This is a genomic window from Pseudomonas sp. PA15(2017) (genome assembly GCF_001945395.1).
Taxonomy (GTDB): domain Bacteria; phylum Pseudomonadota; class Gammaproteobacteria; order Pseudomonadales; family Pseudomonadaceae; genus Aquipseudomonas.
Window position 1 is genome coordinate 15,773 of sequence record NZ_MSXV01000052.1, and the last position, 26,366, is coordinate 42,138.

Annotated in this window: 28 protein-coding genes and 1 tRNA gene; 22 read left to right on the forward strand and 7 right to left on the reverse strand. The window is 62.1% G+C overall.

The window, feature by feature from the left end; translation table 11 throughout:
- Nucleotides 1-463: 463 nt before the first annotated feature.
- From BVH03_RS17370 to BVH03_RS17445, 17 genes are all read left to right on the forward strand, one after another.
- Complete coding sequence (locus BVH03_RS17370) at nt 464-2,695, forward strand: AsmA family protein (RefSeq protein ID WP_075962340.1); 2,232 nt, start codon at nt 464-466, stop codon at nt 2,693-2,695.
- A complete protein-coding gene (mutY, locus tag BVH03_RS17375) occupies nt 2,692-3,759 on the forward strand; it encodes an A/G-specific adenine glycosylase (RefSeq protein WP_075962341.1) in 1,068 nt (355 codons plus the stop codon). The genes BVH03_RS17370 and mutY overlap by 4 nt, the downstream gene beginning before the upstream one ends.
- On the forward strand, nt 3,756-4,028 hold the full coding sequence (locus BVH03_RS17380) for an oxidative damage protection protein (protein ID WP_075962342.1): 273 nt from the start codon (nt 3,756-3,758) through the stop codon (nt 4,026-4,028). Before mutY ends, BVH03_RS17380 begins: the two co-directional genes overlap by 4 nt.
- Before the next feature lie 90 nt (nt 4,029-4,118).
- Nucleotides 4,119-4,194: transfer RNA gene (locus BVH03_RS17385), tRNA-Phe, on the forward strand.
- 306 nt (nt 4,195-4,500) lie between these two features.
- A complete protein-coding gene (locus BVH03_RS17390) occupies nt 4,501-5,709 on the forward strand; it encodes an integrase arm-type DNA-binding domain-containing protein (protein WP_075962343.1) in 1,209 nt (402 codons plus the stop codon).
- A gap of 101 nt (nt 5,710-5,810) precedes the next feature.
- The gene (locus BVH03_RS17395) at nt 5,811-6,389 is read left to right on the forward strand and encodes a hypothetical protein (protein ID WP_075962344.1); all 579 of its coding nucleotides are present in this window, start codon (nt 5,811-5,813) and stop codon (nt 6,387-6,389) included.
- A 124-nt stretch (nt 6,390-6,513) separates the two neighbouring features.
- Entirely contained in the window at nt 6,514-6,741 is a 228-nt protein-coding gene (locus BVH03_RS17400; RefSeq protein ID WP_177344923.1) for an AlpA family transcriptional regulator, read from the forward strand.
- A complete protein-coding gene (locus BVH03_RS17405) occupies nt 6,742-7,053 on the forward strand; it encodes a helix-turn-helix domain-containing protein (RefSeq protein WP_075962345.1) in 312 nt (103 codons plus the stop codon). It abuts the gene before it with no gap.
- Between the two features lie 281 nt (nt 7,054-7,334).
- Complete coding sequence (locus BVH03_RS26930; protein ID WP_256574733.1) at nt 7,335-7,493, forward strand: hypothetical protein; 159 nt, start codon at nt 7,335-7,337, stop codon at nt 7,491-7,493.
- Complete coding sequence (locus BVH03_RS17410) at nt 7,490-7,819, forward strand: hypothetical protein (RefSeq protein ID WP_075962346.1); 330 nt, start codon at nt 7,490-7,492, stop codon at nt 7,817-7,819. The genes BVH03_RS26930 and BVH03_RS17410 overlap by 4 nt, the downstream gene beginning before the upstream one ends.
- A complete protein-coding gene (locus BVH03_RS17415) occupies nt 7,816-8,127 on the forward strand; it encodes a DUF3077 domain-containing protein (protein WP_168175637.1) in 312 nt (103 codons plus the stop codon). Before BVH03_RS17410 ends, BVH03_RS17415 begins: the two co-directional genes overlap by 4 nt.
- Nucleotides 8,128-8,130: 3 nt before the next feature.
- Nucleotides 8,131-9,057, forward strand: coding sequence for a toprim domain-containing protein (locus BVH03_RS17420; protein WP_075962347.1), 927 nt, complete (start codon nt 8,131-8,133; stop codon nt 9,055-9,057).
- Complete coding sequence (locus tag BVH03_RS17425) at nt 9,054-10,268, forward strand: AAA family ATPase (RefSeq protein ID WP_075962348.1); 1,215 nt, start codon at nt 9,054-9,056, stop codon at nt 10,266-10,268. The genes BVH03_RS17420 and BVH03_RS17425 overlap by 4 nt, the downstream gene beginning before the upstream one ends.
- A complete protein-coding gene (locus tag BVH03_RS17430) occupies nt 10,268-10,624 on the forward strand; it encodes a hypothetical protein (protein WP_075962349.1) in 357 nt (118 codons plus the stop codon). Before BVH03_RS17425 ends, BVH03_RS17430 begins: the two co-directional genes overlap by 1 nt.
- Nucleotides 10,625-10,686: 62 nt before the next feature.
- Complete coding sequence (locus tag BVH03_RS17435; RefSeq protein ID WP_075962350.1) at nt 10,687-11,007, forward strand: hypothetical protein; 321 nt, start codon at nt 10,687-10,689, stop codon at nt 11,005-11,007.
- A 109-nt stretch (nt 11,008-11,116) separates the two neighbouring features.
- Nucleotides 11,117-14,722, forward strand: coding sequence for a tape measure protein (locus BVH03_RS17440; RefSeq protein WP_075962351.1), 3,606 nt, complete (start codon nt 11,117-11,119; stop codon nt 14,720-14,722).
- Between the two features lie 21 nt (nt 14,723-14,743).
- Nucleotides 14,744-15,301 carry a hypothetical protein gene (locus BVH03_RS17445; protein WP_075962352.1) on the forward strand — a complete coding sequence of 186 codons (558 nt, stop codon included), beginning with the start codon at nt 14,744-14,746 and terminating at the stop codon, nt 15,299-15,301.
- A 21-nt stretch (nt 15,302-15,322) separates the two neighbouring features.
- On the opposite strand, the gene BVH03_RS26935 is transcribed toward BVH03_RS17445, so the two are convergent.
- Nucleotides 15,323-15,556: a hypothetical protein gene (locus BVH03_RS26935; RefSeq protein ID WP_256574737.1), complete on the reverse strand. Its 234-nt coding sequence runs from the start codon at nt 15,554-15,556 to the stop codon at nt 15,323-15,325.
- Here BVH03_RS26935 and BVH03_RS27270 point away from each other — a divergent pair.
- Together BVH03_RS27270 and BVH03_RS17455 are read left to right on the forward strand one after the other, a co-directional pair.
- Nucleotides 15,473-15,973: a DUF4124 domain-containing protein gene (locus BVH03_RS27270; RefSeq protein WP_371915374.1), complete on the forward strand. Its 501-nt coding sequence runs from the start codon at nt 15,473-15,475 to the stop codon at nt 15,971-15,973. The two genes, BVH03_RS26935 and BVH03_RS27270, sit on opposite strands and share 84 nt — an antisense overlap.
- Nucleotides 15,974-16,739: 766 nt before the next feature.
- A complete protein-coding gene (locus BVH03_RS17455) occupies nt 16,740-16,940 on the forward strand; it encodes a DUF4224 domain-containing protein (protein ID WP_075962354.1) in 201 nt (66 codons plus the stop codon).
- A gap of 475 nt (nt 16,941-17,415) precedes the next feature.
- Here the strand turns inward: BVH03_RS17455 and BVH03_RS17460 are convergent, their stop codons facing one another.
- Nucleotides 17,416-17,862 (reverse strand): type II toxin-antitoxin system PemK/MazF family toxin, encoded by a 447-nt coding sequence (locus BVH03_RS17460; protein WP_256574742.1) that lies wholly within the window; start codon nt 17,860-17,862, stop codon nt 17,416-17,418.
- Nucleotides 17,863-18,227: 365 nt separating this feature from the next.
- Here BVH03_RS17460 and BVH03_RS17465 point away from each other — a divergent pair, with 365 nt between their 5' ends.
- The 3 genes from BVH03_RS17465 to BVH03_RS17475 all read left to right on the forward strand — a co-directional run bounded on the left by BVH03_RS17465 (nt 18,228) and on the right by BVH03_RS17475 (nt 19,324).
- A complete protein-coding gene (locus BVH03_RS17465; protein ID WP_143485990.1) occupies nt 18,228-18,443 on the forward strand; it encodes a hypothetical protein in 216 nt (71 codons plus the stop codon).
- A gap of 265 nt (nt 18,444-18,708) precedes the next feature.
- Nucleotides 18,709-19,029 (forward strand): hypothetical protein, encoded by a 321-nt coding sequence (locus BVH03_RS17470; RefSeq protein WP_075962356.1) that lies wholly within the window; start codon nt 18,709-18,711, stop codon nt 19,027-19,029.
- 109 nt (nt 19,030-19,138) lie between these two features.
- Nucleotides 19,139-19,324 (forward strand): hypothetical protein, encoded by a 186-nt coding sequence (locus tag BVH03_RS17475; RefSeq protein WP_075962357.1) that lies wholly within the window; start codon nt 19,139-19,141, stop codon nt 19,322-19,324.
- Nucleotides 19,325-19,713: 389 nt separating this feature from the next.
- Here the strand turns inward: BVH03_RS17475 and BVH03_RS17480 are convergent, their stop codons facing one another.
- The 5 genes from BVH03_RS17480 to BVH03_RS17500 are packed head-to-tail and all read right to left on the reverse strand — an operon-like array spanning nt 19,714 to nt 26,215.
- Nucleotides 19,714-20,088, reverse strand: a complete 375-nt coding sequence (locus tag BVH03_RS17480) for a response regulator (protein WP_075962358.1) — start codon at nt 20,086-20,088, stop codon at nt 19,714-19,716.
- A gap of 56 nt (nt 20,089-20,144) precedes the next feature.
- On the reverse strand, nt 20,145-21,347 hold the full coding sequence (locus BVH03_RS17485; protein ID WP_075962359.1) for a hybrid sensor histidine kinase/response regulator: 1,203 nt from the start codon (nt 21,345-21,347) through the stop codon (nt 20,145-20,147).
- Nucleotides 21,341-21,928, reverse strand: coding sequence for a chemotaxis protein CheB (locus tag BVH03_RS17490; protein WP_075962360.1), 588 nt, complete (start codon nt 21,926-21,928; stop codon nt 21,341-21,343). The genes BVH03_RS17485 and BVH03_RS17490 overlap by 7 nt, the downstream gene beginning before the upstream one ends.
- On the reverse strand, nt 21,925-22,743 hold the full coding sequence (locus BVH03_RS17495; RefSeq protein WP_075962361.1) for a protein-glutamate O-methyltransferase CheR: 819 nt from the start codon (nt 22,741-22,743) through the stop codon (nt 21,925-21,927). Before BVH03_RS17495 ends, BVH03_RS17490 begins: the two co-directional genes overlap by 4 nt.
- Nucleotide 22,744: 1 nt before the next feature.
- A complete protein-coding gene (locus BVH03_RS17500) occupies nt 22,745-26,215 on the reverse strand; it encodes a response regulator (protein ID WP_075962362.1) in 3,471 nt (1,156 codons plus the stop codon).
- Between the last annotated feature and the right edge of the window lie 151 nt (nt 26,216-26,366).

Consider the following 26,366-nt stretch of genomic DNA (forward strand, 5'->3'; position numbering starts at 1 on the left):
CCGCGGCATTGTGTCACATCGCCATAGTGATTGCGCAACCTTCCAGGTCGCTCTTTTATGGATCTGTCGCCCATTTCTCACCTTTGCCTACCGCTTTTGGCGACGACCGGTCATCGGTCCACCGTACCAACGCACGCTGGCCACTCCGCCGCGAGCACGCACCTAGCGACTGGCCATGACGATTGCATTGCGCAAAGCCGGGTTGCGCCACCAGGAGACAGAAACATCATTGGCCCCCAGGCATTGGGGCTGGCGTGCACCGCCAAGGCGCGAAGATTTTGTGCTGCAAACGGCCGCCGATCGTGGTCTACCTGAACGGGTGAATCCATTCGGCGGCAAAGCACCAGGGCTGACAGCCAGCCTGGCCATCGTCGAACACGTTGCCCGAAGCCTTTAGCCGCGGGTGCGCCGTGGGCGTTATACTCGCGGATTCCAATTTCTCGTCACTGCATAGGACTCGTCCATGAAAGCGCTCGGCAAAATCCTGGGTCTGTTCTTCCTCGGACTACTGCTGATCATCGTGGCGTTGGGCTTTGCCCTGACTCACCTGTTCGACCCCAACGATTACAAGGATGAAATCCGCCAACTGGCGCGGGACAAGGCCAACCTCGAGCTGACGCTCAACGGCGATATCGGCTGGAGCCTGTTCCCCTGGCTGGGCCTGGAGCTGACCGACGCCACCCTGGCCAGCGCCAGCACACCGGACAAACCGTTCGCCAATCTGCGCCTGCTCGGCCTGTCGGTGCGTGTATTGCCGCTGCTGCGCAAGGAAGTGCAGATGAGCGACATCCGGGTCGACGGCCTTAACCTTGACCTGCAGCGCGACGAAAAGGGCCACGGCAACTGGGAAGACGTCGGCCGCCCGGCCGCCAAACCGGGCGAAACACCAGCCGAGCAGACTGCCGGCAATGATGCACCGCAGTCGCCAGGCGAGCCCGCCCAGGAAAGCCCAGGCCAGCCGATCAAACTGGACATCGACAGCCTGATCGTCAACGGCGCCCGGGTGGATTACCGCGATGCCCAGAAGGGCCAGCAGTTCAGCGCCGAGAGCATCCAGCTCACCACCGGCGCGATCCGCGAAGGCGCTGGCGTGCCGATCAAGCTTAGCGCCTTCTTCGGCAGCAACAAGCCGGTGATGCGCGCGCGCACCGAACTGCAGGGCGAGCTGCGCTTCGACCGCGTTCTGAAGCGCTACCAGCTCGAAGATGCACGCCTGTCCGGCGAGGCGTCCGGCGAGCCGTTCAATGGCCAGACGCTGACCTATGCGGCCCAGGGCCAGCTGCTGGTCGACCTGGCGGCGCAGGTCGCCGAATGGAACGGCCTGAAATTGTCGGCCAACCAACTGCGCGCCCTCGGCGAAGTGAAGGTGCGTGACCTGCAGAGCGAGCCAAAGCTGTCCGGCGGCCTGTCCGTGGCGCCGGTCAACCTGCGCGAGTTCCTCGCCAGCCTCGGCCAGAAGCTGCCGCCGATGAGCGACGAGAAAACCCTATCGCAATTCGAGCTGGTCACCCAACTGGGGGGTACAGCCAACAGCCTGTCGCTGAACGAGCTGACCCTCAAGCTCGACGACAGCACCTTCACCGGCAAGCTCGCCGTGGCCGACTTCGCCAAGCAGGCACTGCGCGTGCAGCTCAAAGGCGACAAGCTCGACCTCGACCGCTACCTGCCGCCCGCCGGCAAGGACAAGAAAGACGCCGACTCGGCACGCAAGGCCGAGGTACGTGAAACCGTCGCCAACGCCGGCCAGGCCGGCACCACGCCAGTGCCCAACGCACCAACTCAGCAAGCCTGGAGTTCCAGCGAGGTGCTGCCGATCGCGACCCTGCGCAAACTCGATGTGCAGGCCAACCTGACCCTTGACCAGCTGACCCTGCAGAAGCAGGCGCTCAGCAACGTCAGCCTCAAGGCTCGCGGCCAGGGCGGCGCACTGAACCTGGAAGAGCTGCGCGGCAAGCTCGGCAACGGCAGCTTCGCCATCAAGGCCGACGCCGACGTGCGCCCCGCCGTGCCGGTGCTCAGCCTGCACACTCAACTGAGCGGCATTCCGGTGGAGCCGTTCCTCAAGGACGAACAGCGCCCTTCCCCTCTTAAAGGCCTGCTCGACCTGAACAGCGACCTGACCACCAGCGGCAACAGCCAGAAAGCCTGGATCGACGCCCTCAATGGCACCGCCAGCTTCATGCTCAAGGATGGTGTGCTGGTCGACGCCAATCTGGAGCAGCAACTGTGCCGCGGTATCTCCACCCTCAACCGCAAACAGTTGAGCGGCGAGCCGCGCAGCAAGGACACGCCCTTCGAACGCCTGCAAGGCAGCCTGAGCATCCGCAACGGCGTGGCCAACAACCCCGACCTGCAGGCCCGCATCCCTGGCCTGAGCGTGGCCGGTAATGGTGACGTCGACCTGCGCGTATTGGGCCTGGACTACCGCGTCGGCATCACCATCGAAGGCGACCAGCGCGAGATGCCGGACCCAGCTTGCGAGATCAACCGCCGCTACGTCGGCATCGCCTGGCCGCTGCACTGCCGCGGCCCGCTGGAGCTGGGCGCCAAGGCCTGCCGCCTGGATCAGGACGGCATGGGCAAGGTGGCCGCCAGGCTGGCCGGCGATCGCATCAACGAAAAACTCGAAGAAAAGCTCGGCGACAAGGTCAGCCCGGAACTCAAAGACGCACTCAAGGGCCTGTTCAAGCGATGACCCCCGAGCAATTCTCCAGCGCCGTACTGCGCTGGTACGACGCGCACGGCCGCAAGGATCTGCCCTGGCAGCAGAACATCACGCCCTACCGCGTGTGGGTCTCGGAGATCATGCTGCAGCAGACCCAGGTCAGCACCGTGCTCGGCTACTTCGACCGTTTCATGGCCGCCCTGCCGACCGTGCGCGACCTGGCCGAAGCGCCGGAAGACGAAGTGCTGCACCTATGGACCGGCCTGGGTTACTACACCCGCGCCCGCAACCTGCAGAAGACCGCGCAGATCATCATGGCCGAGCACGGCGGCGAATTCCCGCGCAGCGTCGAAGCCCTCACCGAACTACCCGGCATCGGCCGCTCGACGGCAGGCGCCATCGCCAGCCTGAGCATGGGCCTGCGCGCGCCGATTCTCGACGGCAACGTCAAGCGCGTGCTGGCCCGCTTCGTCGCCCAGGAAGGCTATCCGGGCGAGCCCAAGGTAGCCAAGCAGCTATGGGCCGTGGCCGAGCGCTTCCTGCCCGAGGAGCGCGTCAATCATTACACCCAGGCGATGATGGACCTGGGCGCCACGCTCTGCACACGCAGCAAGCCCACCTGCCTGCTCTGCCCTGTGCAGAGCGGCTGCGAGGCGCACCTGCTCGGCCTGGAGATCCGCTACCCGGTGGCCAAGCCGCGCAAGGAACTGCCGCAGAAACGCGCCCTGATGCCCATGCTGGTCAGCCGCGACGGCGCCGTGCTGCTCTACCGGCGGCCTTCCACCGGGCTCTGGGGCGGTTTGTGGAGCCTGCCGGAACTCGATGACCTCGACGCCCTGGACGCACTTGCTGCACAGCACCAGCTACGTCTTGGCGAGCGCCGTCAGCTCGAGCAAATCACCCATACCTTCAGCCACTTCCAACTGTCCATCGACCCCTGGCTGATCGAGGTCGACGGCGTGCCCGGCTACGTGGCCGAGGCCGACTGGCTCTGGTATAACCTCGCCACCCCGCCGCGCCTGGGCCTCGCCGCCCCGGTCAAGAAGCTGCTCAAACGCGCGGCCGACGCACTGCATACAGGAGAAATGGCATGACCCGCACCGTGATGTGCCGCAAGCACAAACAGCAACTCCCCGGCCTCGACCGCGCGCCCTACCCTGGCGCCAAGGGCGAAGACATCTTCCAGAACGTCTCCAGGCAAGCCTGGGACGAATGGCAGAAGCACCAGACCCTGCTGATCAACGAGCGTCGCCTGAACATGATGAACGCCGAAGACCGCAAATTCCTGCAGGCCGAGATGGACAAGTTCCTCTCCGGCGAGGATTACGCCCAGGCCGAAGGCTACGTGCCGCCTAGCGAATAAGCGGCCTGAGACGTAAGCGCCCGGAATATTTAAATATTTTCCAAAAAAGGTTTGACACCCCAAGGCTAAAACCGTTTAATACGCGCCGTTGCCCAGGTAGCTCAGTCGGTAGAGCAGGGGATTGAAAATCCCCGTGTCGGCGGTTCGATTCCGTCCCTGGGCACCACCTTTCGTTTTCAGGTGGTGCCAAAACCACCTGAAAGCCAACAAAAAGCCCGCCTCGAGCGGGCTTTTTGTTGTCCATGATTCCTGATGGTTCTCTTGTAAGCCCAAACGAATGGGGGTATATCTGGGGGAACGCTCAGTTCGGTCATAGGCGATACCCCCAAAATGTGCCCTACCCTAGGCGCTACGGCGCTCGCAGCGATCCCCCAAAGCAGTACCGCGCAGGATCGCCAGCCCCTCCCTCTCCCCGCCCAGCACCTAGAGGCGGCACCGTCACTGCGACTGAACGACCTGGAGGGCGCCAGGTATGCCGCTCACTGACAGCGCGATCAAGACCGCCAAGCCCAAGGAAAAGCCCTACAAGCTGAGCGATGCTCACGGCCTGTACCTGCTCATCAATCCGAATGGGTCGAAACTGTGGCGCCTGAAGTACAGAGTGGCGGGCAAGGAGAAGGGCCTAGCCTTTGGCGTCTATCCGATCGTGAGCCTTCAGCAAGCCCGCCAGTTACGTGACGGCGCTCGCCAGCAATTGGCTGAGGGCATCGACCCGGGCGAACACAAGAAGGCCGTGAAGGTTGCCCAGAAAGCAGAAGGCCTGACATTCGAGACGCTGGCCCTCGAGTGGTACGCCTACAACGCTCCACGCTGGGCAGAGAGCACCGCCTATAAGGCAAAGCTGTATCTCGACAATGACCTGATCCCCAATATCGGTTCCCGACCTGTCTCACGCATCACACGGCCCGACCTGGTGGAGCTGGTTCGCAAGGTGGAGGCACGCGGCACGCTGAACGCCGCCGGCAAGATCCGCCAGTGGCTGCACCAGATCTTTCGCTATGGCTTGGCCAAGGGCGCAGTCGAGCATAACCCCGCCACTGATCTGGACGTGGTGGCCGCGCCGCCCAAGACCCGCCGCCATCACCCGCACGTGCCGCTGGCGGAACTACCAGAACTGCTCGAGAAACTGGAGGCCGGCCGCCTGAGCAACCTCACCCGCTGGGCGATCCGCCTGCTGGTCCTCACCGCGGTGCGGCCCGGCGAACTGCGCGCAGCGCCCTGGGCAGAGTTCGACCTGGAGAAAGCCACCTGGACTATCCCCAAGGAGCGGATGAAGGCGCGCCGGCCCCACGTGGTTCCCCTGCCCCGCCAGGCCGTGGCCATGCTGCGCCAGCTCAAGGAGATAACCGGAGACTACACCCTGCTGTTCCCGGGTCAGCAGAACATCGAGCGACCGATGAGCGAGAACACCATCAACAAAGCGCTGCGCCTGATTGGCTACGAAGGCCGGCAGACCGGCCACGGCTTCCGCCATTTGCTCAGCACCGAGCTGAATGGCCGCGGCTATAACCGCGACTGGATCGAGCGCCAGCTAGCCCACGGTGATCAGGACGAGATCCGCGACACCTACAACCATGCCAACTACCTCGATCAGCGACGGGAAATGATGCAGGCCTGGGCTGACTCGGTGGATGCGCTATGCGCCGGCGCCAACGTGGTGAGCATCAAGCGCCAGGCATAACAGTTACTCGGCCAGCCTAGCCCGACGGGGCGAAAAGCGGACTTCCCACCCGCCTGGCAGGCCGACTTATTTGGATGGTGGGGTGCCTGGGAGGGCGCGCAATGGACGAAATCGATTATGTCCTTAGCAGGCCATTACAAGAGCGGTTGAACGAATGCCGAAGGGCTGCAAATGACATAACGCCTACCGAGAGCATAGACGGCGTCCTGGACATGGCATCAATGGTTCTGCTGCTGTGCCAGGATCGCCAGTCCTATGAGACCGCAGCTGAAATGGCCGGCGCTGCACGTATAGAGCTCTTATCCATATCGCATTCAGATGCCGCATCAGCTGCAATGCGCGCGGTCAGTTTCGCTTTCGCTGCAGGGCTGGCGGCAGCAAACGGCGTGGCGGTTAATAAGATCCAAGGCGACGCCAAAAGGCTCACGGGATTAGCAGCAGTGAACAAGGCAAAGGGGACAGTACGTGATCGTGCTCAGAAAATTGCCCTTGAGCACTGGCGCACCGATATAGATAAAACGATCCGATTAGGCGGTATGGCCGACTACGTATACAGGGAGTTAGCCAAAGAGGGCTATGTAGATTCGCTCCCAGAGAGCGCTGATCGCATCAAAGAATGGATAAAAGACATCGCTCCGGACTATGCCCGCAAAGGTGGCCGCCCTAGAAAAACCCTCTAAGCGATACGGATAACCCCTTATCCGTCGCGAATAACTCCTTATCCATTGCGCGAGTAGATTTTTCCCGCCAAGGCAGATGTATTCAATGCCAATCGTGTTCAACAAAGCCCGAGAGGCACACGATATGGTCGCCCCAGCGCAAGTAATGCCGGAACAAACCCGCCGTTTTATCAAGCTGCGCGAGGTCAAAGCGCAGACAACCCTTTCGACCTCTGAGATTTACCGCCGAATCGCCGCAGGCAAATTCCCGCGCCAAGTGATGCTCGGCCCGAAATCTGCTGTTTGGATCGAAGCCGAAGTCTTGGCCTGGTGTGAGGCGCGCATTGCCGCCTGCCGAGGGGAGGCTGCCTAAATGACAGACAAGAAAAAGGCCGACCAACAGGCCAGCCCTAAAAATACGCACGTCAATGATACCAGCAGTAACGCGCAACGTATCCGGCTACTCGATCACATGCTTACACATGGCTCGGTGAATACATTCCAGGCTATGCGCCAGCTGAACATCCTGCGCCCAGGCGCTCGAATCGCTGAGCTGCGCGCTGCCGGGCACATGATCAAGACCCACCTCGGCACGCTCGAGGACGATCAGGGGCGCCGACATCCCAAGGTGGCGACGTACTACATCACAGCGCAGCCGTCGGCCGGCAGCGAGGAGGCAGCATGATCACGCTTGCGCTCCATAATCCTCCGCGCTATGGTTCGACCGTCGCTGCAAATTCAGCGGCCGGGCGTAGGAACCCGGAAATTAGTAGGCGCAACAGCGCCCAGATCACAACTGCAGGCGTTTTTTTTCGTCCGCAGTTTCGTGTTATGGCGGCTGTGTGCGGGCAGGCTTCGGCCTGGCCGGGTGCCTACTATCCCGGTATTCCTACCCCGTGCACAGCTGCCACCCAATCCCGTAGGAAGGATCGTGGTAGCTCCAACTCGAAAGTAGGAGTTCCACCCATGCACACCCTCAATGCGTCCAAAATCCGCGCAATTGCTCACCGCCGTATGGCACTGAGCGCCCTTCGCGCCAAATCTTCCCTTTCCGTCCGCCTGGCCCGCTACAACAGCCATATGGCCATTGCTCGCAGCCTGGAAGGCCAAGGGGGTGTGCAATGAACACTCGCACATCAGCCGTCGCAATCGAGGCCGCCATCAATGCTGCCAATAACGCGGAAGGCTCGCTACGCCGCACGCGACAGTTTGTACGCAGCCGGTCAGGCGCTATCAGTGCCGCAGGTATTGGGCTTTCCACTATCGGTGACTTGCTCGGCGCTGATGCCTCCGAGCACTTCATCGATTCAGACATGCAGCACGGCTTGGCCAATGCAGTGCTGGCCCTCGGCAAGCTGATTTATGGTTTGGGCAACGATCTTTGGGAGGTCTGCGAAGAAGATCAGGAGGCCTTGCCATGTGGCAGCCAAGATCAGGAGGGGCAGCCATGAGCAGCCCAGCCACCAACAGCGCCCACTACTGCTCGAATGCAGGTGATTACGCTCACCAGCCACTACTGAGCATCAATGCCGGCGTCCCAGCTGCGGTTGCGCTTGAGTCGGCCTCATGCTCGCTGAGCGTGATACAGGGCCTTCTGTCTGCTGCTACTTCAGGCAACGGCGTAGATCAGAACACGGCTTTCGCCATCGCCATCATCGTCGACCAGGCAAAGGCCGTAATTGACGCCACCTGGTCAGGCCTTGAAGACCTCGAAACGCTGGCCCGCCAAGCAGTACCCGACCAGCTAGCCAAGGAGTAACCCATGAACGCAAAAAACGGCGCATTTGCGCCGACGGGATCGGCTTGCCTGCAGAAAGCTGAAATCGCTTTCAGAGACGCCCTGCAGAATGTGTTTGGTGCGCTGGACTGGCTGCCGCTTGCGGATGGAAAGATCCATCGCTTCCACGTGCCAAGCGACCGCGCCGGCAGCAGCAACGGCTGGTACGTGTTGTTCCTCGATGGCATCAGCTCTGGCAGCTTCGGTAGCTGGAAGACTGGCGACACACACACTTGGTGCAGCCGCCAGCCGAGCAGCGCGCTAGAGGCGGATCAGTTGCGCCAGCGTATCCAACAGCCGCGCCTGCAGCGTGAGGCAGAGCAGCAACAACGCCGGCAAGAGGCGGCCAATTATGTCCAACGACGGTGGAGAGATGCTCGCCGCGCAGACCCGGCTCACGCCTACTTGATCGCCAAACAGGTGCGGCCGCACGGGCTGCGCCAGCACCGTGACCGCCTGCTTGTGCCGCTGTACTGCGCCGGGCAACTGGTGAACTTGCAAAGCATCAGCAGCACTGGTGAAAAGCTGTTCACCAAAGGTGGTCAGGTGAAGGGCTGCTATTCACCGCTGGGTGTCATCACGGCCGACAATCCGCTGTATGTCTGCGAAGGCTGGGCCACTGGCGCAACCTTGCACCAGCACAGCGGCGCTGCCGTGGCCTGCGCCATGAATGCCGGCAACCTCAAGCCTGTGGCCCTGGCTCTACGGGCAAAGTATCCCTCGGCTCAACTGATCATTGCCGGTGATGATGATCGCCAAACGGAGGGCAACCCGGGGCGCAAGTCCGCGATCGAAGCGGCGCAGGCCGCTGGCGCCCTCTTCACCTTTCCTGAATGGCCGACCGATGCGCCATTGGCACTGAGCGACTTCAACGACCTGCAGCAATGGCAAAGCCGGGAGGCACAGCCATGAGCGAGAAGAGCGTTATTACCCTGGTACCACCACCCATGTCTCCGGCCTGGCGGGCCAACTTGGTATCGGCGGCCACCATCAAGCCGAAGGCAGCGCAGTGGCTTTGGCCACAATGGCTGCCGCGCGGGATGCTCACCATCCTTGCGGGCGCCGGCGGTGACGGGAAGACCACCCTAACCCTGGGCCTGATCGCCACCATGACCAGCGGAGGTCGCTGGCCGGATGGCAGCTTCTGCATCGAGAAGCAGAACGCGGTGATCTTCTCCAGCGAAGACTCGGCCGAGCACACGATCATCCCCAGGCTGATTGCCTCCGGCGCTGACCTCAATCGCGTGTTCGTCATGCAAGGGCGTATCAACGACCTGGGCGAACTGGAGCCGTTCGATCCGTCCCGCGACTGCGACCTGCTGGCACGTGAACTGGATCGCATCGGCGGCGCCGGCCTGATCATGATCGACCCGATAGTCGCCGCGGTGAGTGGCGACATGCACCGCGCCAACGACGTACGCCGCTCGCTGCAGCCGCTGGTGAACCTGGCCGAGCAGCACGGCGCCGCCGTAGTGGGAATTTCTCACTTTGCCAAAGGCAGCCAGGCGAGTAGCCCGGCAGATCGCGTGTTGGGCAGCCAGGCATTCACAGCGCTGGCGCGCATGGTTCTGGTGAGTGCCAAGCGCGAGGGTGAAGAAGACCGGGTGTTGGCGCGGGCCAAGTCGAACATCAGCGCCGACGATGGCGGCTGCACCTACACGATTCGCCCTGTGACTATCGATGGTGGTATCGACACGGTGGTCGCGACCTGGGGCGACGTGATCGATGGCAGCGCTCGCGAGATCTTGGCGGATGCAGAGCAATTGACCTCTGACGAAGATCACAAGACCGAGTTTGAAGAGGCCTGCGACTTTCTCCGCGACACGCTCAGAAATGGCCCGGTACCAACCCAGCAGATCAAGGCTGATGCATCTGGTGCCGGCCTGTCTTGGGCGACCGTAAGGCGCGCTCAGAAAGCGGTCGGAGCTGTCGCTAAAAAAGGCGGAGTGAAAGAAGGATGGTCATGGCAGTTATCCGCTGAAGGTGCTCAGCGCTCCCCCAAGGTGCTCATCGAAAGCCCAAGGTGCTCACTCTCTGAGCGTGAGCACCTTGGGGAAAAAATGAGCATCTTGGGAAATTCTCCCGCCCCTACCTTCGACGAATCGGACGCGGAGGAAGTGTGATGGCTGCCATCGACTACCTCACCGAAAAGGGCTTTTCGGCCAAGGTCTCCGGCAAGCGACTGGTGGTGTCCCCCGCCAGCCGACTGACCGATGACGTCCGCAAATACATCAAGGCTCACCGCCTTGAGCTGATCGCCGAGCTCGCCGCGAACGATGGCCAGGAGCGCCGCAGTTATTGGCGAGTGCAGCACCCGACTCACAAACCGTTCGTGATGATCTCCGGCCCGATCACCAGAGAAGAAGCGCTGGCGACCATACGCGCGCTCTGGCCTGACGCCGCGCTTGCGGACGCCCCAAGCGCGCTGCAAGCGAATACCACAACCACCCCACAACCTCCCGGCGGGCCGCACCAGTGACCCGCCTGGCAGAACCACACCTGGTAATCAGTCGAGTACCAACACCAAAGGAGTAACACCGCATGACCCCAACCACGACCAATTCCAAAGAGCTGATGCTCGGTGAAGTCTCGGTAATCGTCCGTGAACTGACAGTGCTGCAAGTGCGCACCTGGCTGGCCGAGACAATCAGCCCGAATGGCCAGCCAGATATTGTCGATCAGGTGCTGTTCAGTGACTGCTCACTGGAAGACGTGCAGCGAATGACGAGCCTCACACGCGAACAGATCGACCAACTGCGCCCTTCGGAGCTGCGCCAAGTGATCGCGCTATGCAAGGAGATGAACCCCGATTTTTTCGGGTTCATGGGTCGCCTGGTGAAGCCGGCGGCCGCCACAGCTTGAAAGAGCTGGATCAGTGCATTGCGGCAATGGTGAGGCTGGGGCATGCCCATGCGCCTTACTACCCGTGGAAGTTCTTTCTGGCCGCCATGAAGGCCACTGGAGGTAAGTGATGTCAGAGGTAGAGCTGCGAATTACCGCCGACTTGGACGAGGCAACTCGGAACGTCAGCGGCTTCCGAAAGCAGTACCAGGAGCTGGTGAAGTCAATCGAGAAGCCACTCCGGCAAATCGACGGACTGCAGAAAACGCAGGAAAGCGCCAAGAGCGCGGCGGCAGAGTTTTTCGCAGCCCGCGGCAAGGTCGATTCCTTGCGTGATGCCTTGGCCAAGGTACGCGGCCCGTCGGATGCACTGGGCAAGTCGTTGGGTGCGGCGCAGAAACAGATCGATAGCGCCAGCTCTGCCATTGAGCGCCAGAAGCGAAAGCTCGATGAGCAGCGCCTGGCTGTGCAGCAAGCCCGTACAGCGTATGACGCCTTGAGGGCATCCATGGCACAGGGCGGCGCAACCAAGGCCGAGGTGGCTGGAGCAAAGAGCGGCTTGACCGGCGCCCTTGCAGAGCTTGAGCGCCAGCGAATCGCGCTTCGTGAACAGCGCAGCCAGCTTGCCGATAGCCGGCGTAGCGTCAAGGAACTGGGCGAGGCCTACCGGCAGGCCTCTGAGCCGGTAAGGCTGATTGAGCGTGACCTGCGTAACGCAGAGCATGCCCTCGGCTCAACCTCTCGAGCGTTTGAGTTCCAGAAATCGAGGGTTAGAGAGCAGCGCGCCGAGCTGAAAGCTGCGGGCGTTGATACCCGCAACCTGGCCGCCGAGCAGCAGCGCCTGCAAACAGCGCTGGCGCAGGGAAAGCAAGCTGGCGCACGTGGCCAGGCACTGCAGGCAGCAACCAAGGACCTTGGCGTAGAACGCTATCGCGCGGTCAGCGCCGAGCTGACACGGCTGCGCGGGCAATATGACCTGCTGCGCTCGAGCGGCGCGCTTACAGGCCGTGAGCTGGTGATCGCACAGCAGACTCTTGCCACCCGCATTCGTGAAACCCGCCGAGAGCTGGCGGGCATGGCCGGCGATCAGAGCCGCATTGGCCGATCAGGTGGCCTGATGAATGTAGCTGCGGTAGCTGGCGCCGGGTACAGCGCCGTCAACGCGTTGCGGGCGTACACCGATATCACCGACAGCGCCAAGAAGATGGACGCGCAGTTGCGGCTGGTGACCAGTTCTCAGGAAGAGTTCAACCGCGCCCAGGCCGATACATTCGGCATCGCCCAGGCCAACCAAGCGCCAGTCGAAGAGATCGTCTCCACCTACGCACGCTTGGTGCCGGCCTTGGATGAGATCGGCCGCAAAGGTGACGCCGCCAAGGTTGTGGACGCGCTCACCAAGGCGCTCCGCATCAACGGTTCCACCACCGCGGAGTCGGCTTCGACGCTGCTGCAGTTTTCGCAGGCTATGGCCTCTGGCGTGCTGCGGGGTGAGGAATTCAACTCTATCGCTGAGGCTGCCCCGCCTCTGCTGCGAGCCTTGGCATCAGGCCTCAATGTGCCAACCGGCGCGCTGCGCGGAATGGCGGCCGAGGGGCTGCTCACCGCCGAGGTAATCACAGACTTGGTTGTAAAGGCGTTGCCCGACCTAACCGAGGCTGCCAGCAAGCTGCCGGATACCGTCGACGGCGCGCTGACCCGCCTGCGCAATGACCTGCTCAAGTCCTTTGGCCAGGGCGACACCTCTGGGCTGATCGAGGCGATCACACAGCTCAGAACGCTGCTGACAGACCCTCAAACAGTGCAGGGGCTGACGGATCTCGCAGCCGGCATGGCAACACTGGCAGGCTGGGCGGTAACCCTGGCAGCGGAGTTCTCCGCCTTCGCCAAGGAACTGGCCTATGCCGCTGCACAAGCCAGCGGCAACCTCGACGAGCTGACCAAGCTGGAGGAAACACTCAAGCGTGTGAAGCAGGCCAGGAACGGCGGCAGCTTGATTGGCCGGCCGACGGCAACCTTCTTCATGGACAACACGCAGCTCGACGCCTGGATCAAGGAGCTGGAAGGAAAGATCGATGCGATGAACGCTCGCATTGCCGGCATGACGCTCGAGGCGTACCGGAAGGCAAGGGAGAGCGCCACCGCCAACACCGAGTCACAACAGGCCGCAGCCCAGGAACAGGAGCAGATAGAGAACGAGCGGTACGCCGGATACAGCCGGTATGTAAGCGAGATGAAGGCCAAGCAGGATGAGGCGGTTGCTCACGCCGAGAAAGCGCTCAAGGCGATGACCTCGGCCGAAAAGAAGGCCAGCAAGGATCTGGCCGAGGCCAAGAAGGCACAGCTCGATACGCAGAAGCGTTACAGCGATGCGTTGAAAGCTCTTCAGGGGGGCGGCTCAGGGCCAGGCACCTTTATCGACGCCATGGCGTACAAGAACGCTGCCAATCAAGCACTGCGTGCCGGCGACCTTCAAAGCGCCAAGGACAACGCGCAGGCGGCACTCAAGGTGCTGCAGGATCTTGCAGAGGCTGGCGCCAATACCTACGGATTCGCCGGTTTCATCAAAAGCCTGAAGGCGATCGAGGATCAAGCTGATCAGATCAACGTCGATAAGGCACAGTCCGGACTTGATCAGGCCAAGCAGAAGGCCGTAGACCTGAAAGAGCTGCTCGAGAGCATCAAGACCACCACCATCAGCGTGAAGATGGACGACGAGGCCCTGGCCAAGGCACGGGACCAGATCAATGCACTTGTGGCGTTGGCTGGTGGTAACACCGTACTGCCCGTTGAAGTGCGCAACCCGGCGGCGAGCAATACAAGCGCCCCTCGCCCTTCCTCTCAGCAAGTGCCGTCCTCCGCAGGGCAGACTCAGCAATCACCAGGCGCACCACGCGCCTCGCCTGGAACCAACACCGGCCTGCCTACTGTCCCTGTGGACATAGCACCGCAGGGTATCCGCCAGGATGGCCCCAACAGCTGGACGAATCTGCCGCCGGTACCGGTAGATGTATTGCCGAAAGGCATTCGCCAGGATGGCGAAAATAGCTTCACCAACATGCCTGCTGTGCCCGTGGACGTGCTACCAAAAGGCATTCGCCAAGATGGTGAAAACAGCTTCACCAACCTTCCGGCAGTGCCCGTGGACGTTCTACCAAAGGGCATCCGCCAGGATGGAGACAACAGCTTCACCAACCTGCCACCGGTAGATGTGGAGCTGCAGGTTGACCAAGAAGCATCAACCCAAGTGCAACATCAGCTCGCAGCGCTGGCGCAGAGCCTGAAGCGGGAGCTGGTTATTCCGGTCACGCCGGTCACGTCCGCAGGAGGCGCACCAGCTGAAGTAACGCCACCTGGATTCGCCAGCGGCGGCCTCATCAACGGCCCTGGCACAGGTACCAGCGACAGCATCCTGGCCCGCCTATCGAACGGCGAGTTCGTCATGCGCGCTGCTGCAGTCAAGCACTACGGCGCACAGCTGCTGCAGCAGATCAACACCCGGCAGTTGCCCAAGTTCGCTGACGACGGACTGGTGAGCAGCGCACTGGCTCCCGCGGTGCCTATGATAGCTAGCAACCTGGCGACGACAGTAGAGGCGGCCCAAGGGCCAGACCTGTCGGACTGGGGGCGTGTAGCACTCGACCTGGGCAGCCACGGAAGCTACGAAGTACTGGCGAAAAGGCCTGCAGCCGACAGCCTTCGCCGACTTGCCATGAAGTTTGGTGGCACCAAGGGCTAGATCACTGAAGGAGCAGCAAGAATGACCACGAAACAGCACTACTACGGGGTTGCAGCCAGCCACCCCGTTCTCAAGATGCAGCAAGGCATCGGCCCATTCCCGACGGCTACAGAGGCCGGCGCGGCGCTGGATCAGTTGCAGGCTCTATATCCGTCGGCGTCTCTGCGGATCTACGAGCCATCTGCCAAGGCAATTGGGGCAACACCCGGGGAGTCGATCAACGAAAGGATTGATCACGCCCGCCACTCCTTGGCGTCAACTCTGGGGCAAGTGGAGCCGTACAGCGTGATCGAAATCCTAGAGATGCACGACGAACGAATCACGACAGACTATGCCCACACATTGGCCGAAAAAATCGGATGTCCTCCCGATGAAATCGGGCTCATACAGGGCTCACCTCGCTGGATCGTGGTCAGAAGGCACCTCGACACCAGCGACTACGCCAAGGCAGAAACGAAAGCGCTCTGGCTGCGGCGCTCCAGAGATCAGGAGGCGGGCGGTGATAAGCAAGGGGAAATCTGCGTTGTCACCCTGCCGATCTATGCTCCAGCCGAGAATGGGACTACAGAGCAGCAGTGACTTCCCTTCTCTCATATGCTGCTAGCCCCGATCCTTCGGGGCTTTTTTGTTGAAGCGATCAGCACTTTTTGTAATGGCAGAGTGCTGGTAAATTGCCGCAGCAAATACCAGGGAGGGAACCCCATGCTTAGATCGCTTTTCCTGCTGTGCCTGCTGGCTGGCGCCACGAACATGGCCAGCGCCGCGTCCGTTTTCAAATGCGTCGACGCCAAAGGTAAGGTGACGTTCACCCAGCAAAACTGCCCAGACAACCATGCGCTCGATGACGTGGTATCGGCTCGTAACCAAGCGCCCAGCGGTACCAGTGCTCCTAGCCGAATGGCAGAGCCTGCACGCCAGGCAACGCAATATCGATCCGCCGAGCGATACACACAGCAACCCGCTCAGCAGAGCCGAGGCGTGACCGTGGTGGGAGGGTCTGCCGAGCGAGCCCCATGCAGCACCGGCCTGTCTGATCGTGACCTGCGCACCGCCAAGGTCCGTGGAGAGATAGTGCCGGGCATGTCCCGCAAGGACGTGGAGTCGATGTACGGCAAGCCCAACCGAGACGGCCACGCCCGTGGCGCTGGCGCGAGCACTTACTGGAACGACAAGTATCTGGACCAGACCTCTGTCGGCTACGACAGCCGCGGATGCGTGCGCGGCAGCTACCAGTCGGGACACCGCAACTGATCAGCCTGGAATTCCCTCACATCCGAGGAATTATCAGTACGGCTGAAGGGTGTGAAAATCCCACCATTGCGGGGCATTAGGCCCTGATCCTTCGGCAGGTGCCGACCTCCCCCCTCGGCACCTGACCGCCAAACGCCAACTGCAGCCTGCCGGTTCAGGGAAATCAGTGGCTTATCGGCGGCCAGGTGAATACCCGGATTCCCGGGTATTTATGGGCAGGTACTTCCCTTGTCACGCCCACACCGTGACACCGCCGTGACCTCGGCGCCGGCGTGCTGGTGAAAGTACCGAATGAATCGGTACCAGTCCCGAGGCCGCAAGCGCGACTGAAGTCCGATTTTCGGACGATCAACAGCGCTAAGGTAACGCTGCCACCGTTACCCAGGCGTTACTCCCAGCACGCCCTGAAACGCTGTGGGTGATATTCCCCGCTTTCCCGGGTATTTGCCGCTGGCGCTGGCCTGAACCGCTGCTAATTCGGGGCGGCTGTCCGGTTTGAAGCCGGGTCACTTCTGCTGTCGCCTTTACCGAAATAGTGCCCTTCCTGCATTTCTGCGCTTTTGCTCAAGCCCAGTAATTGCGAGGCCTGTAGCGTTTTCTTGCATTTCCACGTGGAGAGGGTGCAGGAAGGGTAAAGTGAGCCAGGATCACTTTTACATGCGGCCCTCAGTCACCTGTTGGCTAGGCCCAAAGCTGTCTCGAGACAGGTTTAACCCTGCTCTACTAGCTGCCACGATCTTCTGAAACGTTACAAGCGGGGTGCACCATGCTCCTAACCCAGGCTGAAGTAATTGAACTCACCGGTTACCAACGTCCATCAGCTCAGATCCGCTGGCTCGACTCCCATAAAGTCCCTTACCTGATTGGAGGTGACGGGCGCCCCAAAGTCCTGCGAGCGCCATTGGTTGAACGCCTGGGTGGGGTGCCTGCAGTAGCGGTGAAGCCTGAGCCACGGCTCAGGTTTTAGGCAGACAGGGCGCATAGCGACACCGTAAAAAAACCAAAGGTACTCCCGGACACCGGGGCCCTGCGGGTAATTCGGGCCCCGCGCGCCAAATATGTATGGCGGATTTTCGGTGGTTGGTTGTTGTTTCGTTGAACGGCTACAAGGCACGGCGTCAAAGGCCGCCGCTCTATCGATAGAACAGCCTGGGCGCCTGGCTCCGTGCCACGGCGACAGGCGCAACAGCTGAACATTTCCGAGAAGCGTCCGCACCGGAAGCGGACAAAAGCAGGACAGGATTAAGCTGGAGAGGGCCCCCCCACCCTCTAGGTTCTTCCCGGCCGGGGATGCCTTGCGGGTAATTCGGGCCCCGACCAAACGCTATACACGAACTTTTTCGGAGCGGTTCCGGTGCCGGTTCCTGTTTCCAGCGAAAGTCGCGTGGCTACTGGGCTTTGGTGGGGAACAGAAACCGGAACTGGCCCCCAAGAAAACACAGTCAGATAGGCAGATAGGCTTTAACGCCCGCGAGCACTCCCGCCAGATCCTGTGCAGATAGGTGGGGCACGAAATACTCCCGACCGCCGCGTCTGGTCTTCTTGTGGAGCTTATCGAGCCGGTCAAAGCTAACGGTGTAAAGCATGTCGCACTTGGCCCAGAGCTGGCGATAGCCGTCAGAAGGGAGTGGGTTTGTTTGGAGGATATAGTGCCAGTCCTGCTCAACCTCTGGCGCAGTTGAGGAGATCGGGACTACTGTGCAGAGTTTCCGGGTATGCGTGGACGCCGGAGAGATGACGATAACTTTGCGGACTTTCACCATCTCGGGAGCAACAAAGCCCCGCGTGAAGTCACACAACAGCACGTCACCCTGCTTTGGATGGTAGTAGAGAGGCAATCCTTGAACCCCATAAAAGCAAGGCCGCCCGAAGGCGGCCTCAATCGACACGCAGTGGAGCTTGCATCGCCCTTCTGCGCCGCTGGCTCAACCCCGAAAGGGAGCCAGACTCCTGCCGGCTTACGCCGGTGACGTATCCATTATCGGTTCTATCATTGCTATTTTCAATGCGTCTGGCGATTAATCGCACGTATAGGGCCTTATCGGGAGAATGGTCGAGCCTAGCCAACAGCGGCAGCAGGGGCGGGGTAAAACCCTGGAGATGCGCGACGCCCGAACGACGGGGGGAGCCATTTTTTCGCACGGTCAAAATTCTGATTTGAAAATTCCGAGGTTATGAGAATTGGACGGAAGGCCACGCCCCCGGCCCGCGCCGGCGATAATGGAAGGCGTCAGAACACACTGAGGTGATGGCCATGAGCGCTATCGATTGCGACTACCTGGACGACTACGACCGCCGGCGCGCGCCGCTGGTAATCCCTCAGCACCTGACGGCACAGATCAACCGCAAGGCCGCGTCGCTGGCCGCTGAATTTGAAGCACGCGCGCGAGCCGAACTCACCAGCGCAGCCCGGCGCCATCTGCGAGCCGGGCAGACGTCCGATCACGTCGCCTGGCAGGTGGGGCCATAGCCCAAATACCTCGAATTCGAGGTAATTCCCGGTCTGGCACCCAGGTGATTTTCGTTTTGGGGGTATTTCTGGGGGTATCGAAATAGCCGCCACTGCACATACACAGATTAATAGGAAGGTACGACCAAAGGTTCGATTCCGTCCCTGCCACCTTCTACTCAGGTGTGCATGCACCATTCGAGAATTAAAGAACCGGCCTAGCGCCGGTTTTTTAATGCCTGCAATTTATCCACTCCCCTGGCGCTTCAAGGCAGGAGCCGCGCGCATGAGCATTCGACCGATCGGATTGTTGGTGCTCCTGCTGACGCTGCCAATACTCGGCAATGCCGCCAACACGCCCTGCTCGGGTAGCAAGGGCGGTATCGCCCGCTGTGACGGCCCGCTGTTTCTCTGTAACGACGGTTCCATCAGCGGCAGCAAGCGCGATTGCAGCGCCGAGCACCGCGGCGCAGGCAGCTCTGCGCTGCGCGCCACCGGCAACGCCCCCAGCGACTGTCCTTGCGGCAGCGCTACGCTCTGCACCGGCCCGCGAGGCGGGCAGTACTGCATGACGCGCAGCGGCACCAAGAGCTACAAACGTAAATAGACGAGCCCACCTCCGCCTGGCGGATACGCTGAACGACCGCCCTCTCTGCGCGCTCCACATGACATTGCCCGCACCGACTACAGCGGGCCTCATGCAGCGGGAGCCAGCCATGCACGTCGATATCGCCCTGAACGCCGCCAACGACCCGAAACAGCCGCCAGCCGAGCCGCACGAGACGCCGATCAACGATCCGGGCAACGAAGACCCCGGCTCCATCGTCGACGACCCGGATAGCCCCTTCAGCCCGCAGCGTCCCATCGAGGAACCGGGGACGCCTGCGCCGGATAAGCGCTGAATTGGCGAGTTCGCGGGCATGGCCCGCTCCCACTGCCCCGTAGACAGGTTGAGCGGAGCACTACCTGGGTTCGCATTCCATATAGGGCGTTCGTGTGGTCGCTGGGCTGCTTGAGGGGTTACGGCGTTTGAAGACGTACGCCGGACGTTGACTGGGCACCGTCTTCGTCCATCCTATGCGCCGGCCACTCCAGCAACGGCGCCCCACCATCGTTCGCGCGCATGGCGCGCTCCCACGGATGTCTACTGTCGATAACTGTTTAAGCTCAGGGCTGCGCGATCAAAATCAGTAATTGAGGGAGCGGGCCATGCCCGCGAAATTCTAGGGTATGAACCAGACGCCCCAGCACGCTCCGCATTCGGTAGGTGCAACCAGACGTCTCCCTGGCCTCAGTCGAGCAAATGATCGATCTGCGTGCTCAGGGTTTCCAGCGTGAAGGGCTTGCTCAGCAACGGCGCGGAGTCGAGCAATGCGCTGCCGGTCTCGCGCACTTCGGCGGGGTGGCCGCTGATGAAGATCACCTTGAGGTCCGGGCGCAGCAGCAATGCCGGCTCGGCGATACGCACGCCGGAAACGCCGCCGGGCAAACGGAAGTCGGTGATCAGCAGATCCAGGTGCGGTTTGGTGGCAAGGATGGCGAAGGCGTCGGCGGCGCAGTCGGACTGCAGCACGTTGTAGCCCTCGCCCTGCAGGTATTCGGCCAACAGCATGAGCAGCAGCGGATCGTCCTCGACGATCAGTACGGTTCGTTTCACATCGCTCATAGCCCTGCTCCTGCCTGTTTCTGCACCTTCGCTTCGACCCTTGCCATGCCCCGAGTTCAACCTATCTCTACGCGTTTGCCGCGCGGCAGCCAGACGCTGAACAGCGAGCCCTGGCCCAGACTGCTCTGCACGTCGATGCGCCCGCCATGGGCCTTGACGATCTGGTCGGAAATGAACAACCCAAGGCCCAACCCGGCCACCGATTCGCTGCCCACCGCGCGCTCGAACTGCTGGAAGATGCGGTGCTGGTTTTCCAGGGAAATACCGATGCCGTGGTCACGCACCTCGACGCGCACCCCGCCCTCGTCGGCACGGGCACGCACTTCGATGGGCCGCCCGGCGCCATAGCGCAGGGCGTTGCTGAGCAGGTTGCTGATCACCTGTTCGATACGGAACTGGTCCCAGCTGCCGTGCAGCACGTCGGTGCAGTCCAACTGCAGGTCGCAACCGGCCACGGCCATCTGCTGGGCGAAATTCTCGGCGACGTTGCGCACCGTCTGCGCCAGGTCGAACTCCACCGGACGAATCGACAGCTTGCCGGTGCGGATGCGCGATACGTCGAGCATGTCCTCGATGAGGCGGATGAGGCTGTGGATCTGCCGTTCGTCGCGGTCGAACATGGCGCCGAGCTTGTCTTCGCTGAACGCGGTGAGGTTGCCCTTGGCCAGGTGCATCTTGCGCAGCTGGGTGTCGAGAATCAGCCCGTTGAGCGGTGTGCGCAGCTCGTGGGAGACGATGGACATGAAGTCATCGCGCATGCGCACCGCATGCTGCAGCTCGCCCTGGGTCGAACGCAGTTCGGCGAGCAGTGCGTCCTGCTCCTGGCGCGCGCGCTCCAGCGCTTCGAGCTGCTGGGCCATGACCTTGCGCTGGCGGTACAGGTCGACGAACACTGCCACCTTGCTCTGCACCGCCTGGATATCCAGCGGCTTGTAGAGAAAGTCCACGGCACCGCTTTCGTAACCCTTGAACGCGTAGTTCATCTCGCGCCCGGCGGCGCTGACGAAGACGATGGGGATGTGCTTGGTCTTTTCCGTGCCACGCATCAGCTCGGCGAGCTCGAAGCCGTTCATGCCGGGCATCTGCACATCGAGAATGGCCAGGGCGAACTCGTGCTCGAGCAACAGTACCAGAGCATCGTCGGCGCATTGCGCCTTGAACACCTCGCGATCATCGCGGCGGATCAATGCCTCCAGCGCCAGCAGGTTCTCCGGCAGGTCATCGACGATCAACAGTTTGCATCCAGTGCTACTCAACATGGGCGTGAGTCCAGTTCGGCTAGCAATGCGAGAACGCCCCGCAAAGGAAGAATATAATCGGGTTGGTGCAGCGCCAGGGCCGCTTCGGGCATGGTCGGAACCTGCGCCTCCTGCGGGTCCTGCACCACGGTCACTCCGCCCCGCTGTTTTATTGTGTACAGCCCGGCGGCGCCATCCTGATTGGCACCGGTCAGCAATATGCCCAGCAACTGCTTGCCGTAGGCATCGGCAGCCGACTCGAACAGATAGTCGATCGAGGGGCGAGAAAAATGCAGCGGCTCCTCACGACTATAGGAAAAGCTGCGATCGGCCTCGATGCACAGGTGATAGCCCGGCGCCGCGAAGTACAACGTACCAGCCTGCAGCGCTTCCTTGTCCTGCGCCTCCTTGACCCGTAGCGCCAGGCGCCGGGCGAACAGATCCGCCAACAGGCTTTCACGGCCTTCCGGCAGATGCAGCACCACCACCAGCGGTAAACCGTAGTTCGCCGGCAAACCTTCGAACAGGCTCAGCAGCGCTTCCACGCCACCAGCTGAAGCGCCAATCACTACCGCATCGAGCTTGCGAAGTGGCGCTTTCATAACTTGCGAAACACCCGTTCCTGCCGGTTCAGCGCCTCGAAACGTCCGGCGTAGGCCGAGAAGTCCAGGCTCTCCTTGCTGCCCAGCCCCAGGAAGGCACGGTGCCCGAGGGACTCGTGGAACAGCCCGAAGGCGCGATCCTGCAGGGTCTTGTTGAAGTAGATCAGCACATTGCGACAGGAGATGAACTGGGTCTCCGAAAACACGCTGTCGGTGGCCAGGCTGTGGTCGGCAAAGGTCACGTTGGCGCACAGGAAACGCTCGAACAGCGCCCCGTCATAGGCCGCTGTGTAGTAGTCGGACAGTGAGCCCTTGCCGCCGGCGCGTTGATAGTTCTCGCTATACAGGCGCATGTTGTCGATGGGAAAGATGCCGCGCTTGGCCTTCTCCAGCGAATGCGGATTGATGTCCGTCGCGTAGATGATCGAGCGCTCCAGCAAGCCCTCTTCGTGCAACAGGATGGCCAGGGAATAGACTTCCTCGCCCGTGCTGCAGCCGGCCACCCACAGCTTGAGCGACGGGTAGGTGCGCAGGAACGGCACCACCTCCTGGCGCAGCGCCAGGAAGTAGCTGGGGTCGCGGAACATCTCGCTGACCGGAATGGTGAGGAACTGCAGCAGCTTCATGAACGCCGTGGCGTCGTGGATGATCCGCGCCTGCAGCTCGGAGATGCTCGCGCAGTCGAACTGGCCCATGGCGTGCACGATCCGGCGCTTCAGGGAAGAACCGGAGTAGTCGCGAAAATCGTAGCTGTACTGCAGGTAGATCGCCTCGATCAGCAGACGCAGCTCGATATCCTGCGTACGGTCGGACATGTCAGATGCGCTCCAGCTTCGGCAGCCACACGCGGATCAGCGAGAACAGCCGATCCAGGTCGATGGGCTTGGCCAGGTAATCGTTGGCGCCGGCCTTCATGCACAGGTCCTGATCGTCCTTCATGGCCTTGGCGGTCACCGCGATGATCGGCAGCTTGCGCCAGCGCGGGTTCTCGCGGATGCGCCGGGTGGCTTCGTAGCCGTCCATCTCGGGCATCATCACGTCCATCAGCACCAGATCGATGTCGCCCACCGCCTCGAGCTTCTCGATGGCCTCACGGCCGTTGCGCGCGACCTCCACCTGGGCACCCTTGTGTTCCAGAGCGCTGGTGAGGGCAAAGATGTTGCGCACGTCGTCGTCGACCAGCAGCAGGCGCCTTCCTTCGAACACGCGGTCGCGGCTGCGCGCGGTCTTGAGCATGCTCTGCCGCTCGCTGGACAGCTCCGACTCGACCATGTGCAGGAACAGCGTCACTTCGTCGAGCAGACGCTCCGGCGAGCGCGCGCCCTTGATGATGATCGAGCGCGAGTACTTGAGCAGCTCGGCTTCCTCGGCGCGCGTCAGGTTGCGGCCGGTATAGACGATCACCGGCGGGAAGGAACGGATCTGCTCGCTGCCCATGCGCGCCAGCAGCTCGTCGCCCTGCATGTCCGGCAGTTTCAGGTCGATGATCATGCAGTCGAAGATATGGTGGCGCAGTTGCTCCAGTGCCTGCTCGCCGAACTCGACGGCGACGATCTCGATGTCGTCGTCGCCGATCAGCCGGGCGATGCTGTCGCGCTGCAACTTGTCGTCCTCGACCACCAGCACGCGGCGCATCTTCTGGGTCAGGCGCGCCTCGAGCTTGCCGAACACGCCCTTGAGCTGGTCGCGGGTCGCGGGCTTCTGGGCGTACCCTACCGCGCCCATGTGCAGGGCGGTCTCGGCCATGTCCTCGACGGAAATCACGTGCACCGGGATGTGCCGGGTGCCGGGATTTTCCTTGAGACGCTGCAGCACCGACAGCCCGGAGCCATCGGGCAGACGCATGTCCAGCAGGATGGCGTCAGGGTGATGCGAGGTGGCCAATTCCAGGCCGTCTTCGGCGCTATGGGCCACCAGGCAGCGGTAGTCCAGCTCGTGGGCCAGGTCATAGAGGATATGAGCGAACTGCGGCTCGTCCTCGATCACCAGCACACTGCGGCCACCGAGCACCGACATGCCGCGGTCGTCCGGGAAGGTCGGCACCACAGGCGCTGCCTCTTCCTGCACCGGCGCCTTGACGATGGCCGGCGCCACGCTGCGCACCACACCGGCAGTTTCGACCACGGGCAGCAGGCTCTCTTCCTCGCCCGGCGAATAGGTCAGCGGCAGCACCAGGGTGAACACGCTGCCCTCGCCCGGCGTGCTGGTGACGCTGATCGAGCCGCCGAGCAGCGCCGCCAGGTCGCGGGAAATCGACAGGCCCAGGCCGGTACCGCCAAAGCGCCGGTTGGTGGTGCCATCGGCCTGGCGGAATGCTTCGAAGATGTACTCTTGCTGCTCCTTGGCGATGCCGATGCCGCTGTCGCGCACGGCGAACGCCACGCCGTCGTCGACCCGGCCGACGCTCAGGCTGACCTGGCCCTGCTCGGTGAACTTGATGGCGTTGGACAGCAGGTTCTTGAGGATCTGCTCGACGCGCAGGCGGTCGGTGTACAGCGAGCGCGGTACGTCGTCGGCGACCTCGACGCTGAAGCCCAATTGCTTCTCGCCGGCCACCGGCTGGAAGGTGCTCTCCAGGCTCTGGGCCAGGCGCACCACGTTGGCGTTCTCCGGGCGCAGGTCGAGCTTGCCGGCCTCGACCTTGGAAATGTCGAGGATGTCGTTGATCAGGTTGAGCAGGTCGTTGCCGGCCGAATAGATGGAGTCGGCGAACTTCACCTGCTCGGCGTCCAGGTTGCCCTTGGGGTTGTCGGCCAAGAGCTTGGCGAGAATCAGCGAGCTGTTGAGCGGCGTGCGCAGCTCGTGGGACATGTTGGCGAGGAATTCCGACTTGTAGCGGCTGGCCCGCTGCAGCTCCTCGGCGCGCTCTTCGAGCTGTTGCTGCGCCTCGCGCAGGGCGTTGTTGCGGTCGTCGAGGGCATCGCGCTGCATCGACAACTGCTCGTTGCTCTGCTCCAGCTCGGCCTGCTGGGTCTCCAGGTGCGCCTGGGATTCCTTGAGCGCCCGCGACTGCTCTTCCAGTTCCTCGTTGGCGGTCTTCAGCTCCTCCTGCTGAACCTGCAGCTCTTCGTTGAGCTGCTGGGTCTCGGCGAGAATTTCCTGCAGGCGATGACGGTAGCGGGCCGCCTCGACCGAGGCACCGATGTTCGACGCGACCTGCTGGAGAAACTCGCCGTCACGCTCGCTCAGCGGGCGCAGGAAACCCAGTTCGATCACACCATTGACGTCGCCGTCGTTGCTGATCGGCAGCAGCGCCACCGTCAGCGGGTCGCCATGGCCCAGACCGGAACTGACCTTCAGGTAGTCGGCAGGCAGATCGCCAAGGATCAGCAGGCGGCGATCATGGGCCACCTGACCGACCAGGCCTTCGGTGCTGTAGAACGACTGCTCGGTATTTTCCAGCTCACGGGAGAAGCCGTAGGTGGCGACGCGGCGCAGGTTGCCGTGCTCCTCGCGCACGTACAGGGCGCCGACCGCTGCACCGAGATGGCTGGCGAGAAATTCCAGGCTGTTGCGCCCCAGCACCGGCAGAGCCTGCTGGCCGATCAGGCGCTCGGCCATCTGGGTCTGGCCGTTGCGCAGCCAGGCCTGGGCCTGCAGGCGCTCGTTGTGCTCGTCCTGCTTCCTGAGGATGGCGCCGTAGGTGTCCGTCAGGCGCAGCAGTTCACGCCGGCCGAAAATCGCCAGGCCGGCACTGAATACCAGCGTGAACAACAGGAACAGACCGATGGTGAGCGTCGCGGTATTGCTGGCTGCGTCATTGCGCTCCTTGCGCAGGCGCTGCTCGTGGGCGATGAAGTCCGCGTACTCGGCGCGGATGGCATCGGTCAATTGCTTGCCGCGGCCGTCACGCACCGGATCGAGATAGTTGCCACCATCGCGCTTGGCGGCAATGGCACTCTGCGCGAAAGCGGTCCATTCGTCCTGCAACGCCACGACGGTGCGTAGCCGATCGACCTGCGTGGGGTTGTCAGCCACCAGTTCGTTGAGAATCTCCATCTCCGCGCGGATGCGCGGCTTGGCGACTTCGTAGGGCTGCAGAAAACGCACGTCGCCGGACAGCAGGTAACCGCGGAAGCCGGTTTCCTGGTCGATCGACAGTTTCAGCCCTTCGCTGGCGTTGTTCAGCACCCGGTCGGTGTGCTGCACCCAGCCGAGCACGTTGAGCAGATAACCGATTAGCGCCACGAAGAAGATCGCGCTGATGACGCCCACGCCAAGCGGCAAGGCGACGTTGCGCCTGAGAATACGCTTGAAGCTGTTCTCGTCGATCGAACTGTTGGTCATCGCAGATCCCTGGCTGTGTGGCGGCAGATGGTTATAGGTATGGTTATCGTGGCGGACGGCGGATGGTAATGCGCCGCCTGTCGTTAATCCAACGATCAGCACTCATTCGTCCGCGCGCTTGGATCGCGGCAGGCCGCCCAGGGTTCGAGTT

Coding starts and splice junctions, on each gene's coding strand:
- BVH03_RS17370 (WP_075962340.1), top strand. CDS start 464: ATGAAAGCGCTCGGCAAAATCCTGGGTCTGTTCTTCCTCGGACTACTG.
- mutY (WP_075962341.1), top strand. CDS start 2,692: ATGACCCCCGAGCAATTCTCCAGCGCCGTACTGCGCTGGTACGACGCG.
- BVH03_RS17380 (WP_075962342.1), top strand. CDS start 3,756: ATGACCCGCACCGTGATGTGCCGCAAGCACAAACAGCAACTCCCCGGC.
- BVH03_RS17390 (WP_075962343.1), top strand. CDS start 4,501: ATGCCGCTCACTGACAGCGCGATCAAGACCGCCAAGCCCAAGGAAAAG.
- BVH03_RS17395 (WP_075962344.1), top strand. CDS start 5,811: ATGGACGAAATCGATTATGTCCTTAGCAGGCCATTACAAGAGCGGTTG.
- BVH03_RS17400 (WP_177344923.1), top strand. CDS start 6,514: ATGGTCGCCCCAGCGCAAGTAATGCCGGAACAAACCCGCCGTTTTATC.
- BVH03_RS17405 (WP_075962345.1), top strand. CDS start 6,742: ATGACAGACAAGAAAAAGGCCGACCAACAGGCCAGCCCTAAAAATACG.
- BVH03_RS26930 (WP_256574733.1), top strand. CDS start 7,335: ATGCACACCCTCAATGCGTCCAAAATCCGCGCAATTGCTCACCGCCGT.
- BVH03_RS17410 (WP_075962346.1), top strand. CDS start 7,490: ATGAACACTCGCACATCAGCCGTCGCAATCGAGGCCGCCATCAATGCT.
- BVH03_RS17415 (WP_168175637.1), top strand. CDS start 7,816: ATGAGCAGCCCAGCCACCAACAGCGCCCACTACTGCTCGAATGCAGGT.
- BVH03_RS17420 (WP_075962347.1), top strand. CDS start 8,131: ATGAACGCAAAAAACGGCGCATTTGCGCCGACGGGATCGGCTTGCCTG.
- BVH03_RS17425 (WP_075962348.1), top strand. CDS start 9,054: ATGAGCGAGAAGAGCGTTATTACCCTGGTACCACCACCCATGTCTCCG.
- BVH03_RS17430 (WP_075962349.1), top strand. CDS start 10,268: ATGGCTGCCATCGACTACCTCACCGAAAAGGGCTTTTCGGCCAAGGTC.
- BVH03_RS17435 (WP_075962350.1), top strand. CDS start 10,687: ATGACCCCAACCACGACCAATTCCAAAGAGCTGATGCTCGGTGAAGTC.
- BVH03_RS17440 (WP_075962351.1), top strand. CDS start 11,117: ATGTCAGAGGTAGAGCTGCGAATTACCGCCGACTTGGACGAGGCAACT.
- BVH03_RS17445 (WP_075962352.1), top strand. CDS start 14,744: ATGACCACGAAACAGCACTACTACGGGGTTGCAGCCAGCCACCCCGTT.
- BVH03_RS27270 (WP_371915374.1), top strand. CDS start 15,473: ATGGCCAGCGCCGCGTCCGTTTTCAAATGCGTCGACGCCAAAGGTAAG.
- BVH03_RS26935 (WP_256574737.1), bottom strand. CDS start 15,556: ATGGTTGTCTGGGCAGTTTTGCTGGGTGAACGTCACCTTACCTTTGGC.
- BVH03_RS17455 (WP_075962354.1), top strand. CDS start 16,740: ATGCTCCTAACCCAGGCTGAAGTAATTGAACTCACCGGTTACCAACGT.
- BVH03_RS17465 (WP_143485990.1), top strand. CDS start 18,228: ATGAGCGCTATCGATTGCGACTACCTGGACGACTACGACCGCCGGCGC.
- BVH03_RS17470 (WP_075962356.1), top strand. CDS start 18,709: ATGAGCATTCGACCGATCGGATTGTTGGTGCTCCTGCTGACGCTGCCA.
- BVH03_RS17475 (WP_075962357.1), top strand. CDS start 19,139: ATGCACGTCGATATCGCCCTGAACGCCGCCAACGACCCGAAACAGCCG.
- BVH03_RS17480 (WP_075962358.1), bottom strand. CDS start 20,088: ATGAGCGATGTGAAACGAACCGTACTGATCGTCGAGGACGATCCGCTG.
- BVH03_RS17485 (WP_075962359.1), bottom strand. CDS start 21,347: ATGTTGAGTAGCACTGGATGCAAACTGTTGATCGTCGATGACCTGCCG.
- BVH03_RS17490 (WP_075962360.1), bottom strand. CDS start 21,928: ATGAAAGCGCCACTTCGCAAGCTCGATGCGGTAGTGATTGGCGCTTCA.
- BVH03_RS17495 (WP_075962361.1), bottom strand. CDS start 22,743: ATGTCCGACCGTACGCAGGATATCGAGCTGCGTCTGCTGATCGAGGCG.
- BVH03_RS17500 (WP_075962362.1), bottom strand. CDS start 26,215: ATGACCAACAGTTCGATCGACGAGAACAGCTTCAAGCGTATTCTCAGG.